The sequence below is a fragment of the Paraburkholderia sp. GV068 genome (genome assembly GCF_003058125.1).
In the GTDB taxonomy this organism is placed as follows: Bacteria; Pseudomonadota; Gammaproteobacteria; order Burkholderiales; family Burkholderiaceae; genus Paraburkholderia; species Paraburkholderia graminis.
Map to the genome: position 1 here is coordinate 1 of NZ_QBUB01000017.1, position 17293 is coordinate 17293.

General features: G+C 63.9%; 14 protein-coding genes. 5 read left to right on the forward strand and 9 right to left on the reverse strand.

The annotated features are described in order from the left end of the window. The 3 genes from ilvA to queF form a co-directional block, all read left to right on the forward strand. On the forward strand, positions 1-975 hold a 975-nt coding region (gene ilvA, locus C8K18_RS27260; protein WP_107707805.1), incomplete at its 5' end, for a threonine ammonia-lyase, biosynthetic. Between the two features lie 29 nt (positions 976-1004). After that, positions 1005-1907 (forward strand): 5'-nucleotidase, encoded by a 903-nt coding sequence (locus C8K18_RS27265; protein WP_006047983.1) that lies wholly within the window; start codon positions 1005-1007, stop codon positions 1905-1907. After that, the gene (queF, locus tag C8K18_RS27270; protein ID WP_006047984.1) at positions 1904-2728 is read left to right on the forward strand and encodes an NADPH-dependent 7-cyano-7-deazaguanine reductase QueF; all 825 of its coding nucleotides are present in this window, start codon (positions 1904-1906) and stop codon (positions 2726-2728) included. The genes C8K18_RS27265 and queF overlap by 4 nt, the downstream gene beginning before the upstream one ends. A gap of 64 nt (positions 2729-2792) precedes the next feature. On the opposite strand, the gene C8K18_RS27275 is transcribed toward queF, so the two are convergent. From C8K18_RS27275 to C8K18_RS27285, 3 genes are all read right to left on the reverse strand, one after another. Continuing rightward, positions 2793-3179, reverse strand: a complete 387-nt coding sequence (locus C8K18_RS27275) for a RidA family protein (protein ID WP_006047985.1) — start codon at positions 3177-3179, stop codon at positions 2793-2795. A gap of 82 nt (positions 3180-3261) precedes the next feature. Beyond that, the gene (locus C8K18_RS27280; RefSeq protein ID WP_107710484.1) at positions 3262-4743 is read right to left on the reverse strand and encodes an amidohydrolase family protein; all 1482 of its coding nucleotides are present in this window, start codon (positions 4741-4743) and stop codon (positions 3262-3264) included. A 3-nt stretch (positions 4744-4746) separates the two neighbouring features. Beyond that, the gene (locus C8K18_RS27285; RefSeq protein WP_029970495.1) at positions 4747-5637 is read right to left on the reverse strand and encodes a MurR/RpiR family transcriptional regulator; all 891 of its coding nucleotides are present in this window, start codon (positions 5635-5637) and stop codon (positions 4747-4749) included. Between the two features lie 112 nt (positions 5638-5749). On the opposite strand from C8K18_RS27285, the gene C8K18_RS27290 reads away from it, so the two are divergent. Beyond that, the gene (locus C8K18_RS27290; RefSeq protein ID WP_006047988.1) at positions 5750-7027 is read left to right on the forward strand and encodes an amino acid deaminase; all 1278 of its coding nucleotides are present in this window, start codon (positions 5750-5752) and stop codon (positions 7025-7027) included. A gap of 53 nt (positions 7028-7080) precedes the next feature. Here C8K18_RS27290 and C8K18_RS27295 read toward each other — a convergent pair whose 3' ends face one another. Together C8K18_RS27295 and C8K18_RS27300 are read right to left on the reverse strand one after the other, a co-directional pair. Beyond that, positions 7081-7572, reverse strand: coding sequence for a MarR family winged helix-turn-helix transcriptional regulator (locus tag C8K18_RS27295; protein ID WP_006047989.1), 492 nt, complete (start codon positions 7570-7572; stop codon positions 7081-7083). Between the two features lie 29 nt (positions 7573-7601). Continuing rightward, positions 7602-9197: an MDR family MFS transporter gene (locus C8K18_RS27300; protein ID WP_006047990.1), complete on the reverse strand. Its 1596-nt coding sequence runs from the start codon at positions 9195-9197 to the stop codon at positions 7602-7604. Positions 9198-9336: 139 nt separating this feature from the next. Between C8K18_RS27300 and C8K18_RS27305 the strand changes: the two genes are divergently transcribed. Next, positions 9337-10179 carry an EcsC family protein gene (locus C8K18_RS27305; protein ID WP_006047991.1) on the forward strand — a complete coding sequence of 281 codons (843 nt, stop codon included), beginning with the start codon at positions 9337-9339 and terminating at the stop codon, positions 10177-10179. On the opposite strand, the gene C8K18_RS27310 is transcribed toward C8K18_RS27305, so the two are convergent. The 4 genes from C8K18_RS27310 to aqpZ form a co-directional block, all read right to left on the reverse strand. Next, complete coding sequence (locus C8K18_RS27310) at positions 10149-11114, reverse strand: alpha/beta hydrolase (RefSeq protein ID WP_107710485.1); 966 nt, start codon at positions 11112-11114, stop codon at positions 10149-10151. The genes C8K18_RS27305 and C8K18_RS27310 overlap by 31 nt on opposite strands. A 124-nt stretch (positions 11115-11238) precedes the next feature. Beyond that, the gene (locus C8K18_RS27315; RefSeq protein WP_006047993.1) at positions 11239-11673 is read right to left on the reverse strand and encodes a CHRD domain-containing protein; all 435 of its coding nucleotides are present in this window, start codon (positions 11671-11673) and stop codon (positions 11239-11241) included. Between the two features lie 280 nt (positions 11674-11953). Further along, positions 11954-16405 carry an ATP-binding protein gene (locus C8K18_RS27320; protein WP_375135821.1) on the reverse strand — a complete coding sequence of 1484 codons (4452 nt, stop codon included), beginning with the start codon at positions 16403-16405 and terminating at the stop codon, positions 11954-11956. Between the two features lie 29 nt (positions 16406-16434). Beyond that, on the reverse strand, positions 16435-17181 hold the full coding sequence (gene aqpZ, locus C8K18_RS27325) for an aquaporin Z (RefSeq protein WP_107710486.1): 747 nt from the start codon (positions 17179-17181) through the stop codon (positions 16435-16437). Positions 17182-17293 lie beyond the last annotated feature (112 nt).

Consider the following 17293-nt stretch of genomic DNA (forward strand, 5'->3'; position numbering starts at 1 on the left):
GGCGGACTCGCGGCGGGAGTCGCGGCGTATGTGAAATCGGTGCGCCCCGAGATCAAGGTGATCGGCGTGCAGACCGACGATTCGTGCGCGATGGCGGCATCGTTGAAGGCCGGCGAACGCGTGACCTTGAATGAAGTCGGACTCTTCTCCGATGGCACTGCCGTCAAGCTCGTCGGCGAAGAAACCTTCCGCCTGTGCAGCGAATATCTCGACGATGTGCTGCTGGTCAACACCGACGCGCTATGCGCCGCAATCAAAGACGTCTTCCAGGACACGCGCAGCGTGCTCGAACCCGCGGGCTCGCTCGCGGTCGCCGGAGCCAAGCAGTATGCGGAGCGCGAGGGCATCGAGAACCAGACGCTGATCGCGATCACGTCGGGCGCGAACATGAACTTCGACCGGATGCGTTTCGTCGCCGAGCGCGCCGAAGTCGGCGAGGCGCGCGAAGCCGTGTTCGCCGTGACGATTCCGGAAGAGCGCGGCAGCTTCAAACGATTCTGCGAACTGGTCGGCACACGCAGCGTCACGGAGTTCAATTACCGGATTGCACAGGCCGAATCCGCGCATATCTTTGTGGGCGTGCAGATCAGGAACCGCAGCGAATCGGCGCAGATCGCAAGCGCATTCGAGGCGCACAATTTCGCCACCGTCGATCTGACTTTCGACGAACTCTCGAAGCAGCATATCCGCTACATGGTCGGCGGACGCTCGCCGCTCGCACACGACGAACGTCTGTTCCGCTTCGAGTTTCCCGAACGGCCGGGCGCGCTGATGAAGTTTCTATCGTCGATGGCGCCGGACTGGAACATCAGCCTCTTTCACTACCGCAATCAGGGCGCGGACTACAGCTCGATTCTCGTCGGCATTCAGGTGCCGGAAACGGATAACGCCGAGTTCGACCGCTTCCTCGCGACGCTCGGCTATCCGTACTGGGAAGAGACGCAGAATCCGGTTTACCGGCTGTTCCTCGGCTGAACTACTGAAACGAAAACCTGAACCCGCAGATGGCTCTTTCGCTTGTCGACAAACTGGTGGTGGCGATCTCGTCGCGCGCGCTCTTCGACTTCGAGGAAGAGAACCGCGTGTACGAGGAAGGCGACCTTCGCGCCTATGAAGCGTTGCAGCGCGAGCGGCTCAACGTGCCCGCGAAACCCGGCGTCGCGTTCCCGCTGATCCGCAAGCTGCTGGCATTGAACACGAGCGGGCATCGCGTGGAAGTGGTGATCCTGTCGCGCAGCGATCCGATCAGCGGCCTGCGCGCGTTTCATTCGTGCCGAGAACATGGACTCGCGATCGAGCGCGGCGTGTTCACGCGTGGACGCGCGCCGTTCGCTTATCTGAAGCCGTTGAACGCGTCGCTCTTTTTGTCCGCGAATCAGGACGACGTGCGCGACGCGCTCGCCGCCGGTTTCCCGGCCGCACGCGTGCTGCCGGAATCGGCGAAAATGGCGAGCAAGTATCCGGACGAAATCCGCATTGCTTTCGACGGCGACGCCGTGCTGTTTTCCGACGAAGCCGAGCGCGTGTTTCAGAAGGACGGCTTGCGCGCGTTCGTCGGCCACGAGACGCACAACAAGGATTTGCCGCTTGCCGACGGGCCGCTGAAGCCCTTGCTAGAAGCGCTTCATCGGCTGCAAAAACTCGCGGATCAAGCCGCGCCGATGCATATTCGTACGGCATTGGTGACGGCGCGTTCGGCGCCCGCGCACGAGCGCGCGATCCGAACCCTGATGGCCTGGAACATCGAAATCGACGAAGCGATGTTCCTCGGCGGCCTCGACAAGAGCGCATTTCTGCGCGAGTTCGAGCCGGACTTTTTCTTCGACGACCAAATTGGCCATTGCGAATCGGCCCGCGTCGTGACGGCGACCGGGCACGTGCTGAGTGGCATCGTGAATGCATCATGACACCCGAACAATCACCGCTGGGTAAGGCCTCCACTTACACCGAACAGTACGACGCCTCGCTGCTCTTTCCGATTGCGCGCAAGAACGCGCGCGAGGCGATCGGCATCCACGCGCAATTGCCGTTCTTCGGCACGGACATCTGGAATGCGTATGAGTTGTCGTGGCTGAATCAGCGCGGCAAACCGCAAATCGCAGTGGCCACGTTTTTCGTGCCGGCGGACTCGCCGAACATCGTCGAATCGAAGTCGTTCAAGCTTTATCTCGGCTCGTTTGCGCAGACCGCATTCGAGTCGATCGAAGCGGTGCGCGACACGATCAAACGCGACGTGTCCGCGTCGTGCGGCGCGACGGTCTCGGTCTATCTGACCGGGCCGCATGACTTCGGCAAACTGAAGATGGAAGAATTCGAAGGCACGTCGCTTGATCGCCTGGATCTCGACACGGACGTGTACACGCCGGACGCTTCGCTGCTGACGGCCGCGCTTCACGAAGCGCCCGTCGAGGAAACGGTGTTCTCGAATCTGCTGAAATCGAATTGCCCGGTGACGGGGCAACCGGATTGGGGCAGCGTGCAGATTCACTACGTCGGCCCGCAAATCGATCATGCAGGCTTACTGCGCTACATCATCTCGTATCGCAATCACACGGGTTTTCACGAGCAGTGCGTCGAGAAAATTTTTATCGACGTGCTGAAGGCGTGCAAGCCGGTGAAGCTCGCGGTTTATGCGCGCTATACACGGCGCGGCGGGCTCGATATCAACCCGTTCCGCACCAACTACAACTTGCCGATGCCGGACAACATGCGTTTGGCGCGGCAATAAAAAAGTACGTGCGCTTATCGCCGCGGACGTTCATTCGACGCTCCGCGGCGAAGCGCCAATAACGTTAAGCCGCCGGCTTCTTATAAGCGACGCAATCCACTTCGACCTTGCAGTCGATCACCATCGACGAAACGACACAGGCGCGCGCCGGCGGATTGTCGCCGAAGTATTCGCGGAACACCTTGTTGAACGACGCGAAGTCGCGCGGGTCGTCGAGCCACACGCCGCAGCGCACGACATGCTCCGCGCCGTAGCCGGCTTCCTTCAGAATCGCGAACACGTTTTGAATCGCCTTATGCGATTGCTCGACGATGCCGCCGTTGATCACCTCGCCGTTTTCCATCGGCGTCTGTCCCGACACGAACAGCCAACCGTCGGCTTCCACTGCACGCGAAAACGGCATGTGCTGACCGCCCGTTCCCTTACCGCCTTCAACACCATATCGCTTCATCTTTACGCTCCTTGAAAGTTCGGCGCGCGTGGCCGTAGTGCCGCGCGCCGCGATAGATCGTTCAACCAGTTACTCGATAAAATCAGAATGCGCCTTCAGCGTCGCCCTTCGACGCCGCGCCGCGCGCAACGAAATGGCCGGCGCGTTCGCCCGTTACTTCGCCGTCGCGATAGGTCAGCGCGCCGTTGACCCACACCGCGTCGATGCCGTCAGCCGCTTGCTGCGGCTTTTCGAAAGTAGCCGCGTCGCGCACTTTCGCGGGATCGAACAGCACGAGGTCAGCGTGATAGCCGATATGCACCTCGCCGCGTTGCGCCAGGCCGAAGCGTCGCGCGGACAGGCTCGTCATCTTGCGCACCGCTTCCTCGAGCGGCAGCAAACCGGCGTCGCGCGCATAGTGGCCGAGCACGCGCGGAAACGCACCCCACAAACGCGGGTGCGGCAGCGGATCGTTCGGCAAGCCGTCGGAGCCGACCATCGTCGCGGGATGCGAGAGGATGCGCCGCACGTCGTCCTCGGACATGTTGTGATAGACCGCGCCCGCCGGTTGCAGGCGCTTGCCCGCTTCCTGCTGCGTGACGCCCCACTCGGCGGCAATCTCCTTCACGAGCTTGCCGGCCATCTCGGGATGCGGCTCCGACCACGTAATCGTAATGTCGATGTCGCCGGTGACCTGCTTCAGATCGAGCGTCGACGAACTGCGGTTGTACGGATAGCAATCGCAGCCGATCGGCTGCATGCGCCGCGCGCCTTCGAGCGAGTTCAGCACTTCGACGCTGCGCCCCCAGTTCGACGGACCCGCGCATTTCAGATGCGAAATGATGACCGGCACGCGTGCATGACGGCCGACGCGATAGGCTTCGTCCATTGCGTCGAGAATCGCATCGAACTCGGTGCGCATGTGCGTGGTGTAAAGCGCGCCCGCGGCGGCGAGCGGTTCGGCGAGCGCCATCACTTCTTCGGTCGGCGCGGCAAATGCGGAACCATAAGCGAGTCCCGAACTGAGGCCGAGCGCGCCGTTCGCGAGCGCCTCTTCAAGCTGCGCACGCATGCCTTCGATCTCCTGCGGCGTGGCCGCGCGATCCAGCCGGTCCATCTGGTTGTTGCGCAGCGCCGTGTGCCCGATCAAAGCGCCGACATTCACCGCCGGACGGGCCGCGTTGACCGCCTTCACGTAGTCCGCGAACGTCGGGTACTGGAACGCGTCGCGCTCGCCGAGCAGATTCATCGGATCGGGCGGATCGCCCTTCAGCGCAACCGGCGACGCGCTAATGCCGCAATTGCCGACGATCACCGTCGTCACGCCTTGCGTGATCTTCGGCAGCATTTGCGGCGAGCGGATCACGTGCGTGTCGTCGTGCGTGTGAACGTCGATGAAGCCCGGCGCCAGCGCGCGGCCTTCGGCCTCGATCACGTCTTCGGCGAGCCAGTTCGACAGATTGCCGATGGCGACGATGCGCCCGTCGCGCACGGCCACGTCGCGCTCGACAGGCGGCGCGCCCGTGCCGTCATACAGTTGCGCGCCGACAATCAGCGTATCGGCGGCTTCGGGATGCGAGTGCATGGATCAGTCTCCTAATGGTTGTCGATCGCCGCCGCCACGATGCGTGTCGAGCGCGTGCTTCATGCGGCGCAGCAATTCGCGGCTCTCGTCGCCCTGACTGACGGCCAGTTCGGTGACGAGCACGTCGAGCGCCATCATCATCGCGTAACGCGACGAAGACGGCTTGTAAATGAAGTCGGTCTCGAACGCGACAATCGGGATCAGCCAGTCGGCGAGCTTCGCGAGCGGCGACGCCGGCGCGGTGAGCGCGATCACCGTCGCGCCGTAGCTGCGCGCGATCTTGCAGTTCTCCACCATCTCCGGCACGCGGCCGGTCGTGGAGAGCGCGATCAGCACCGTGTCGCGCGAGACCGTGCTCGCGACCATGCGCTGCAATAGGCCGTCCTGATACGTGGCGACGGGCCGACCGAGGCGCACGAGCCGGAAACGCATTTCGTCCGCGAGTGCGGTCGAGCCGCCGCCCATGCCGAACACGTAAATCATGCGCGCGGCGCGCAGCGCGGCAGCCGCTTCGGCCAACGGCGCCTGCCGCAGCAATCGATGGTTGTGCGCAAGCGCCGTCTGCAATTCGTCGAACACGCGCGTCGCGATGTGCTCGGGCGCGCCAGCAGGCGTGCCCGCCTGCAAGAACCGCTGGCCGACCGCCGCAGCCTGCGCGAGCCTCAGCTTCAACTCGCGGACGTCGCGGCAGCCCACCGCTTTCGCAAACCGCGTGACCGTCGCCACGCTCACTTCTGCCTGCTCGGCGAGCGCACCGATGCTGGCGCGCGAGGCGCCCGTCAGATCGTCGAGAATCAGCGCGGCCACCTTGCGCTCGGCCGAACGCAACTCGGGCGCGCATTCGGCAATGCGCGCGACGATGTCGAAGGTCAGCGGTTCGGCGGCGGAGTTCATCGCGGCTCGTGAAAGGGCGTGGTACTAAATAACATTTCTCCGTCCATCGTACTTTCGGTAACATGATAAAGTCAACTTGGATGCAATTTAACCGGACGATGGAGCAGGAGACATGAAAGTTACAAACTATCAGGGCGCAACGATTGATCCTTATAGCAAGGGCTTGGGCATGGTTCCGGGCGCGAGCATCCAGCTCACGGACACCGGGCGTCTCGAGTGGAATCTGTTGAACGAAGACGTGAGCCTGCCGGCCGCCGTGCTGTATGCGGACCGCGTCGAGCACAACCTGAAATGGATGCAGGCATTCGTCGCCGAATACGGCGTCAAGCTCGCGCCGCACGGCAAGACGACGATGGCGCCGCAACTGTTCCGCCGTCAATTGGAAACCGGCGCGTGGGGCATCACGCTCGCCACCGCGCATCAGGTGCGCGCGGCTTATCACGGCGGCGTGTCGCGCGTGTTGATGGCCAACCAGCTCGTCGGGCGCCGCAACATGATGATGGTCGCCGAGTTGCTGAGCGATCCGGACTTCGAGTTCTTTTGCCTCGTCGATTCAGTGGAAGGCGTCGAGCAATTGGGACGCTTTTTCACGTCGGTGAAGAAGCCGTTGCAAGTGCTGCTCGAACTTGGCGTGCCTGGCGGGCGCACCGGCGTGCGCGACGAAGCGCAGCGCAATGCGGTGCTCGAAGCGATCGGCCGCTATCCGGGCGTGCTGAAGCTCGCGGGCGTCGAGTTGTATGAAGGCGTGCTGAAGGAAGAACACGAGGTGCGCGAGTTTCTGCAAAGCGCCGTTGCGGTTACGCGCGCGCTCGTCGACGGCGGGCGTTTCGAGCGTACGCCGGCGATTCTGTCCGGCGCGGGCTCGGCATGGTACGACGTGGTCGCGGAGGAATTCTCGAAGGCGTCGCAGACGGGCAAGGTCGAGGTCGTGCTGCGGCCCGGCTGTTATCTGACGCACGACGTCGGCATTTATCGCAAGGCGCAGACGGACATCTTCGCGCGCAATCCGGTCGCTAAAAAGATGGGCGAAGGCTTGCTGCCTGCGTTGCAATTGTGGGCTTACGTGCAGTCGATTCCCGAGCCCGACCGCGCGATCATCGGTCTTGGCAAGCGCGACTCGGCATTCGACGCAGGCTTGCCGGAGCCGGCGCGCCATTACAGGCCGGGCAGCGAGGCGCCGCGCGACATCGCCGCGAGCGAAGGCTGGGAGATTTTCGGCTTGATGGATCAGCACGCGTATATGCGGATTCCCGCAGGCGCCGATCTGAAGGTGGGCGACATGATCGCGTTCGACATCTCGCACCCGTGTCTGACGTTCGACAAATGGCGCCAGGTGCTGGTCGTCGATCCGGCTTATCGCGTGACGGAAGTGATCGAAACGTTCTTCTGATTTTTGTGTTTGAGAACGGGCGCGGCGTGGATGCACTGAGGCGCCGCGGCGCTTCAGCGCTCCGCTCGCGACGCTTCGGCGGCAAGCTCGACAGGCGTTTGTGCAACATTCGCCGCCGACACCACTTCGCCGATTCTCGCCTCGAGCATCTTCAACGCGCCGGACAACGCGCTCAGCGCGTCGTCCGGCAGCGCGGCCATCGTGTCGTGCAGAAACGCGTTGCGGCGCGGCAAACTGGCTTCGGTTGCGGACAGGCCGGCTTCGGTCAGGCGCACATTGGTCACGCGGTTGTCGCGCGAGTCCATGCTGCGCGCGATCCAGCCCAATCCTTCGAGCGCTTTCAACTGGCGCGTCAATGCGCCGGGATCGACGCGCAATTGCTCGACAAGCCGCTTCTGCGACGATTCGCCCCCCTGCTGATGCAGCGCGAGCATGATGCGCCAGCGCGGCAACGGGTGGCCGACTTGCGCCTCGAACGCCGACATGAACGCCCGGTATGTGCGGCCGAACTGCTGCATGACGGCTACGCGGTCCTGTTCTTCCATGATGGTTCTATCAAGCTGCAATCGAAAAATCAGTCCGCGTGGACCACCGGCTCGAGCTTGCGCTGGAGCTTGATCGGCGGAACGCGGCGGCTTTGCCATACCGACACGACGGCGACGACAGCCGCCATCGCGAGACCAAAGTGAATCGCCGAGACGAGCGTTTCGCGCGCGGTCTCGAGAAGCATCGCGCCATTATGGCCGGCTTGCGCCAACTCGCCGAGCAGGGTTGTTTGCGCCTCGTGATTGATGAGGATCTGCGGATCGCCCAGGTCGCTGAACCATTGTGACGCGCGATCGCTTTCGAGCGTACTGCGCACGCCGCTCGCGTACATATGGCTGATGAGCGTTCCGGTCAGCGCGGTGCCGATCATGCCGCCGATCATCCGTAGCGATTGCAGCAGCGCGGTTGCAATGCCGAGATGCTCGCGGCCGGCCGTCTGCTGCGCGAAGATGGTGAGGTTCGGCATGACGAAGCCGAGGCCAAGGCCGCCGAGCACCATGAACGACATGAGGAGCCAATGCGGCATCGACCGCGTGGCGACCACCACGCCGAAGCACGCGAGCGCGATCAGCGCGAAGCCGACGTACAGCATCAGATTCGGATTGCGCACGCGCGAAACCACGCGTCCGTTCGCGATGCTGCCGATCGTGATGAACACGACGAGCGGTGTGATGACGACGCCCGCTTCTTTCGGCGACATGCCGAAGCCGCCCTGGAACAACAGCGGCGCGTAGAAAAGCAGCGAGAACATCGTGAAGCCGCCGAGCACCGCGAGCGTGAACAGCGCGGCGAGACTCGGGTTGCGGAACATATCGACGGGAAGGATCGCCGTCGGGCAGCGCTTCTCCCATTGCCACAGCGCATACGCCGAAGCGGCGCTCAGCACGAGCAGCGCACACGCGCTGAGCGTGAGCCCATGCTTCGGCAGCAATTCGACGAACAACTGCAGCGAGCCGAGCGCCACCGCGATCAGCGCGGCGCCGGGCCAATCGAGCCGCATCTTGCCTTCATGCTCGACGTGCCTCAGATGCGGCAGAAAGCGCCAGACGAAAAAGAGCGATAGCAGGCCGACCGGCAGATTCACGTAGAAAACCGAGCGCCAGCCGTAGTACTGAGTGAGGAAGCCGCCCAGCGACGGCCCGACCGCATTCGCGATGCCGAACGCCGAGCTCATCAGCACCTGCCAGCGCAGGCGCACGACCGAGTCCGGAAACAGGTCGGGAATGCAGGCGAACGCGGTGCCGACCAGCATGCCGCCGCCGATGCCTTGCAGGCCGCGCGCGAGCACGAGAAACAGCATGTTGTTCGCCATGCCGCACAGCACCGACGCGGCCGTGAACACGACGATCGACGCGATCACGAACGGCTTGCGTCCGTAATAGTCGCCGAGGCGCCCGAAGATCGGCACGGTGATCACCGAGGTCAGCAGATACGACGTGGCCACCCACGCATAAAGCTCGAAGCCCTTGAGCTCGGCGACGATGGTAGGCAGCGCGGTGCCGACGACCGTCTGGTCCAGCGCGACCAGCATGGTGACGAAGGAAATGCCGAGCATCGCCAAAAGCGATTCCCGGAACGGCAAGACTTGCCCACTCGAATGGTGGGCGGCGGTGTGGACAGCCATTTTTGATAGAGCAACAGTTGACGGGTCAAACGATTAGGGAATCATACCACGCATGTTGGCTCTAAGCAGGACGTCGACGGTGGGCATAAGCGCGTTCGTCGACGGAAAAAAAGCACATCACATCACGCCAGGGAGGCGCATGGAGCCAGGTTCGCTCGCAGGACAATCGTTGTCGGAAGAAGATCTGAGCGCGCTGCGACGCGCGAAACACGAACTGGAAAGCCCCGCGCTGGCGATGAAGCTGGCGAGCATCGTCGGCGCGCCGTTGGAGAAGCTGCTTTCGCGCATGCCCGCGTTCGCCAACGAGAAGGTCACGGACGCCACCGAACTGGCTTTGCGCAAGTGTCTGTCAATTGCGCTGCGCACGCTGGGCCGGCGCGACGGCGCGTCGTCGCTGCTCGCGCCCGAGAAGCCGAGCAATCTGCTGCACAAGTTCGCGGTGGCCACGACCGGCGCGGCCGGCGGCGCATTCGGCCTGTTTGCACTGCCCGTCGAATTGCCGGTCACGACCACGCTGATGTTCCGCTCGATTTGCGACATTGCGCGCAGCGAGGGCGAGGATCTGACCTCGATCGACACGCAGCTCCAATGTCTGACGGTGTTGGGCATGGGCGGCACGTCCACGGCTGACGACGACGCCGACTTCGGCTACTTCATCATGCGCGGCGCGCTGGCGCAGGCGGTGTCGAAGGCGTCGTCCGAAATCGCGACGAAGGGATTCACCACGCACGGCTCGGCCGCCTTGCTGCGCCTCGTCAATACGATCGCCGCGCGCTTCTCGGTGCAGGTGAGCGAACAGATCGCCGCGAAGTCCATTCCGGCGATCGGCGCGGTGCTCGGCGCAATGGTCAACACGGTTTTCATCGACCACTTCCAGCAGGTCGCGCACGGCCACTTCACCGTGCGTCGGCTCGAACGGCAATACGGCGAGCCGACGGTGAAAGCCGCGTATCAGACTATCGACGTCACGCTCGGCGCCTGAGCAGGATTGGCGGCGCGGCGTGTCGCGCGCGTCACGAAGGCGGCTGCGCGATCGAGCGCGCGGTTCGCCTCGGGCACGAACGGCGCGAAAAGCGGCCACACGTGCGGCATCTTTTTCCACACCTCGAGTTCGCAATCGACACCCGCCGCGCGCGCATTCGCGGCGACGCGCCGCGAGTCGTCGAGCAGGACTTCGGTGCTGCCCGCCATCATGAAAAGCGGCGGCAAGCCGCGCAGGTCCGCGTAGAGCGGTGACGCATACGGATGCGTGGCGGGCATCTCGCCGAGATAGATCTTGGCCGCCCGCGAGATTGCCGGGCCGCTGAACATCGGGTCCGCGCCGTCGTTATCGACGATGCTCGCGCCGGTTGCCGCGAGATCCGTCCACGGCGAGAACAGCAGTGCGCCGGCGGGCAGCGGATCGCCCGCGTCGCGCAGCGCGACCAGCGCCGCGAGCGCGAGGCCGCCGCCGGCCGAATCGCCTGCAATCACGATCGACTCCGGCGCTGTGCCGTCGGCGATCAATTGACGATAGGCGGTGGTCGCATCGTCGAGTGCGGCCGGGAAGCGGTGCTCCGGCGCGAGGCGGTAATCGAGCGAAAAGACCCGTGCATTCGCACGCGTGGCGAGACCGAACACGATCGAGCGATGCGTCCGCGGCGAGCAGAAGTAGTAGCCGCCGCCGTGGCAGTAGAGCACTGTGGGTTGCGCGCCGGCTGCGGGTTGGTCCGCTGCGGGCTCGATCCATTCGCCTCGCAGTGGGTTGCCGTCCGCGCCATCGAGTTCACGCAGACGCCAGCCGCGCGGCACGTCCGGCGACCACACGCGCTTCGCCGTCAACGCGCGCGCCTTGTGGACGTCGATATGCGGTTTCAGGGTTTGAGGGCGAAATTGCCTGCGCAAAAACCAGCACGCGAGTGCGCTTTGCCAGCTCATCGGGACACGCTCCTTCGGAAATGTCCCGCCATGGTACGTGCGTTGTCCGCTGCGTCGGTGGATGGCGGCTTCTAATCGTGAAGGCGCATCCGGCGGAGCCGACCGCGCTACGCAGTACTGCGCGCTAGTTGGCAGGCAACACTTGCCCGCGAATTTCACCCATCGGGTTCTGCGCGGTGTGAATGTTGAAGTACCACTGCCCTGCCATCAGGTCGGTCACCTGCTGTTCGCTAAGCGCGGCCGAGCCTTTCATGGGACTCGCTACCGCGCTTTTGTCGATGGGAACCTGCACTTTCGCGTTCTGCCCAACCGGCGCGGGACCATGGAAATGCGCGGCCGTGACGGGGCCGCTGAGCCCTTCATAGGTGACGGTCCATTGAAGAGATTTCGTCGACGTGTCGAAGGTTGCGTTCAGCGCGCCGTGACCGTGACTCACACGCGGTGGCACTTCGCTGGAAGGTTCGAGGTCTGCCTTCAGCGCAACGGTGTCCGCAAACGCGGCGCCCGCCATTGCCGCCCACAAAGCCATCGCGATATTGAGTTTTTTTAGCGTATTCATGGTCTTCTCCGACGAAATGCGCCGCGCCGGCGCCACGGCCGCGCGAAGCCATCACATACTAGTGCAAATCGCCGGAGGGCGTCGATGGTGGGAGTGGACGCGGCGAATGCGCCGCTCCGAAGCTTGTTGCGATTTTCCCGAACAGTTATTTGCAGATTATGGAATGAATCATCCGGGCGATCCCTGGTATGCTTTGACCTCGCGAGAAGTGACTCCTTCATCGAGGGATGTCTCCAAATCTTTAACGCGGCTTCGGCCGCGTTTTTTTTCGTCTAAGCGTTCAGGCGAGCAGCGCGGCTTGCTGCTCGATGCCGTCCAGCATTGCATTGCACTTGTCGATGAGCGCAAGTCCTTCGCGGCGCGCCCGCTTCGGCTCGCTGATGACGCTGTGGCGATATTCGTCGAGCGCGCTGATGAGCGGCGGGTATTGCAGCACGCTAGCCGCGCCCATCACCCGGTGAAGCCACTCGCGCACGAGAACCATATCGACGTTCTCGAGCAACGGCGTGAGCGACCGAACGTCTTCGCGCACGGAAGAAACGAACGAATCTAGCAAAGCCTTGACCGTCGATTCGCTGCCCCACAATTGCGTCATGTGACCGAGATCGACCGGGACGAACGGCTCGGCGGCCGTTGCTGACGCCCCGGCAAGCTCCGTGGCCTCAGCGGTTTCGGCCGGAGCCGCCTGCCACGCGCTGTCAATGCCGAACCAGCGGCTCAGATATTCACGGAGCGTGGCGAGGCGTGTCGGCTTGATGAGGCTCTCGTCCATGCCCGCCTCGCGGCACAGGTTGAGGTCTTCGGGCGCCGTGTTCGCAGTGACGCCCAGAATCGGCAGACGATGCGAAACGCCATGCTCCTGCTCTCTTTCCCGAATGCGCTGCGTCAATTCATAACCGGACACGTTCGGCATATGACAGTCGGTGATCAGGCATCCATAACTGGTGTGTTCGAGCGCGGTTAGCGCTTCCGCGCCGTCGTTCGCGACGTCGCACGCAAAACCAAGCAGCGCCAGTTGATGGCGAATCAACTCCTGATTCACCGGATGATCTTCAGCGACGAGAATCAGGCGGCCGCTCGCCATAGCCCGCTCGCGGTCCGGCGGCGCGGTGATGCCTTCGCGCGCAGCCGACGCACCAGCCGACGGCGTCGGCGCCGACTGAAGTCCCGTCATGACCGCCGCGCACGCCGCACCGAGCCCGCGCCACGATATCGGGTTGATGCTCAGGCGCACGTTGGCGTCTTCGAGAATGCGGTAGCCGGTGGGCTTGGCCTTCTCCGTCAGCGAGATCACGCGCAGCTTGCGCGTGACGTTGGCGGGCAGCGTCAGGTCCTCGCTCACGAACAATAAGTCGACGTCGCGTAGCGTGGCGCTGCAACGCAAATCCTCGGCGTCTGCCGGAATGTGGTACAGGTCGAGCCCCAGCGCTTGCCCGAAGTGGACGAGCGCCTGGCCGACTCGCGCGTCGTTGGTCGCGACGAGACAGCGCTTGCCGCGCAAGCCGCTCACCGAATAGCGCTGCGTCTCGACCGGCATGCTGAGCCGCACGGTCATGCGGGTGCCGCGGCCGGGTTCGCTGTCTAGCGCCAGCGAGCCGTCCATCAATTGGATCAGCTTGCGGCAAATCGTCAAGCCGAGGCCGGTTCCGCCGAAGCGGCGCGTGGTGGACGACTCGGCCTGCACGAACGGCTCGAACAGCTTTGCCTGCAGTTCCGCCGGAATGCCGATACCGGTATCTTCGACGATGACTTCGATTGTCTGAAGCTCGCCAGTCTGCGCAACCGCCGCCACGCGCACGTCCACGTGACCTTCGGGCGTGAACTTGATTGCGTTGCCGAGCAGATTGAAAAGCACTTGGCGCAGTCTCACGCTGTCGCCTCGCAGCGTGGCCGCGACGTCAGATGCAATGTCCACCCGGACTTTCAGGCCCTTCTCGTGCGCGCGGCCGGCGAGCAGCCCCACGGCGTTGTCGACCATTTCACGCAGATCGATGGGCTCCGCTTCGATCGTCAGGCGGCCGGCCTCGATCTTCGAGTAATCGAGCAGATCGTCGAGGATTTGCAGCAGCGCGCCCGCCGACTCGTGAATCATGCCGAGCATTTCCCCCTGGTCGGAGTTGAGCGGCGTGCGCTCCAGCACCTCGACGAGCCCGAGCACGCCATTCATCGGCGTGCGGATTTCGTGGCTCATCATCGCAAAGAAGTCGTCCTTGGCGCGCGAAGCGGCCTCCGCCAGGTCGCGCGCGCGGGCGAGTTCCTCGGCACGCGCGTGTTCGATGCTCGCGTCCACCCAGTAGCCGCTCCATACGACGCCCCCGTCCGCTTCGCGGCGCGGCACCAGTTCGGCGCGCGTCCATTTGAACTCGTGTTCGCGGCCAAGACGAAACTCGACGAGCACCGGCGTTTCAAGACGCGCCGAACGTTCGAGTTCCGCAAGCACCACTGGCCGGTCTTCGTCGCAAATGCGCGCGAAGTCGGCATGTTCGAGGCATGTCTGCCTTATTCCGCTTTCGCCAAGCAGAAGTCTTGGCGCACCGCCGATGTAGGGAAACGAATAGGCGCCGTCCGCCGCGCGGCGCAATTGGAACACCACCGCTGGCAACGAACGGGTGACATCGAATAGCCGCCGCTCGGTGTCGCGCGCGCGCATTTCGGCACGCCGGATGTCGGTGATGTCGACCATGGTGCCGAGCGAACAGACCGGCTGACCGTCATTGCCGCGGCAGATGCTGGTCCAGAACAGGCCGTGCCGCAAATCGCCGGGGCCGCGCTCGAACTGAAGCTCGACCTGGGCCATGTCGCCGCCTTGCAGCAGGTCGAGCCTCATTTTCTCCAGCACGTCGCTGTTGGCTTCGCCCCACGTCTGAACGTCCATCGTGGTGCGTCCGAGAACTGCCTCGCGGCCTCGCCCGCATGCCGCTTCATACGCACCGTTGACGGCGATGTAGCGACCTTGCAGATCCTGCGCGACGAGCGGATAGGGAACCATCTTCATCATGGTTTCCTGGAAGTTCAGTTGCAACGCGAGCTCCTGCTCGGTTTGCTTGCGGCGCCTGACTTCGCGCTGGAGGAGCAGATAAGCGCGCAGCGTGACCAGCAACGCGACACCGATGCCGATCAGCACAGGCAAGAGGCGCACGGCCGTCACGCTCCACGTACCCGTTGCCGGTGCGTTGCCGGTCACCCATTTCTGCCGGATGCGCTGCCTCTCGGCAGGCGGCATGGCCAGCAATGCACGGTCGATCAGCCCGGCGAGCGGACTCAGGTCCGGGCGCACGGCGAAATCGAGGGCGTCCGACTCGCCGACCGTGCCCAGAATCTTTAGCACGCCCGAGTATTGCCGCTTGAGCACCGTGTCCACGGCAGCCACATTTTCCACGACGACGTCCGCTTCGCCGGACGCGACCATGCGCAACGCTTCGTCGAGGCTTGGCGCGATGGCCAGGTGGTCCTTCGGGATGCGTTGGAACGCGAGCAGACCCGCCCCCGCGACATGCGACGACACCACGACGCGCCGCGCGGCAAAATCGCCGAGCGAACGTGCGGCGGGCTCGTCGTCGCGACCGACCATCACGAGCGGATAGCTTTCGTATGCACGGGTATGCCGCGCCTTCTGGAGGCGCGGATCGTTGCTCGATCCTGTGGTGAGAATGGCCAGTTCGCCGCGCTGGAATGCGTCGATCGTGCTCGGCCAGTCGGGCTGCCGCGCGCGGTTGAATACCACGCCGAGCGTGCGGCTCAGGTAGGCGAGATAGTCGGCGGTAATGCCGGCCGGATGCCCGGATGCGTCGATATAGCTAAACGGCGGCCAACTGCTGTCGAAGCCGACTTGCAACGGCGGCAGCGACCGCAGCCACGCCTGCTCCTGCTGCGTCAGTTCCAGGCGCGATGTGGCGGATTCGGGTTTCGCGTCGAAATTACCCGAGAGCCAGTGAACGCGAATGGCCGTATCGTCGGCCTGACTCATGGATGCCAACGCACGATTGAGCCGGTCGCGCAATGCAACCTGGTTGCGCGGCACACCGAACCGCAGTTCCGCGCTCCGGCTGGTTTCCCCGAACGCGACACGCAGATTGCGGAACTCGTCGGTGGCGAGTGCATATTGGATGGCCGGCGTGAAGCCCATGTAGACATCTGCATCGCCGCTAGCAACCGCGGCGAGCGCCGCGTGCGTCGACGTAAAAGCGCTGATCTGGGCGCGCGGAAAGCGTTCGCGCAAAGAGCGCTCGAGCGCAAAGCCTTTCTCGATCGCGATGGACGCTGCCGCGACACGCGCGGGGCCTTCGTACAGTTCACCGTCCCTGCGGACCACCGCCGATGTCGACGCGCGAAAATACGGCGCCGTGAAACTGAGGCATCGCTCGCGCTCGGGAGTGCGGGCGACGCTCATCAATAGATCAACTTCCCCCGCGCAGGCTGCGGCGAGCAGTTGCGGCATGTCGGGAAACGCCTTGGCCTCGATCACGACGTTCGGCCCGACCAGCGCACGCAGATAGTCGACGCTCAATCCGGTCAGCCGGCCGTCCTGCAGCGCGTCGAACGGCAACCAGTTGTCCGCGAGCACGCCGACGGTAATTTTCTGCGGAAAAGCTTCAACCGTCCGCACCGAAGCGGAATCGCCGAACGGCTCCGCGACCGCTGCCGATTGCGCAGCGGCAAACAGAGCCAGTCCCACGAGACATAGGCAGACGCGCCGGAATACGCGCGCTATCGCGGCCCTATGGAAGCGCATCGGGGTAAAGTTCAGAGACACGGCGCGACTCAAGCGGCTTCGCTCTGCCGATCGGCAAGCGCAGCGGCAGACTGCTCGGACCTGCCGGACAGGACCGAAAACACAAAGCCCGCCACGACCCCGCCCGACATGGGCGCCGCCCAGAAGAGCCACAACTGGTCGAGCGCCCAGTCGCCGACGAAAAGCGCCTGCGCCGTGGAGCGCGCCGGGTTCACCGAGCCGTTAGTAACCGGAATCGACACCAGATAGATGAGCGCCAGACATCCGCCGAGGACCACGGGCCCGGCCACCTCCGCCTTGTATCGCGTGGCCACGAAGAGGCTCACCATGACGAACGCGAACGACAGCACGAACTCGATCGCGAGCGCGGAGTGCAGTTTGTAGTCCGAAGGAGAATGGTCGCCAAAACCATTGGCCGCGAATTCGCTCGCGCCCATTTCAAAGCCGGGGCGGCCGTTCGCCACATAGACGAGGAGCGCAGCGGCCGCGACAGCGCCGAGAATCTGCGCTGCGATGTAGGGCAGCAAGTCTTTGACGGGGAACCGTTGCGCGGCCGTGAAACCGACCGTGACAGCGGGATTGAAATGCGCGCCCGACGTCCCGCCGAACCAGTAGCTGGCCGTGGCGAGCGCGAGGCCGAACGCGAGTGAGACCTCGAGTACGCCGTACCCCTGCTGAACGGCGCCGGTGTTCAACACAATACTGCCGCAGCCGACGAAAACAAGCCATGCAGTACCTACGCCCTCGACCAACAACCGCTTACCTAGCACGGCCATGCCGCCCTCCTGTCGCGATGCAAGGCGGAAGGCGCCGCGAAATTTCCGCAGCACACCCGCCTCAAGTTCCCGGCTTTGAGCGGTCTAGCCTCGAGAAATAACTGCTTCTATG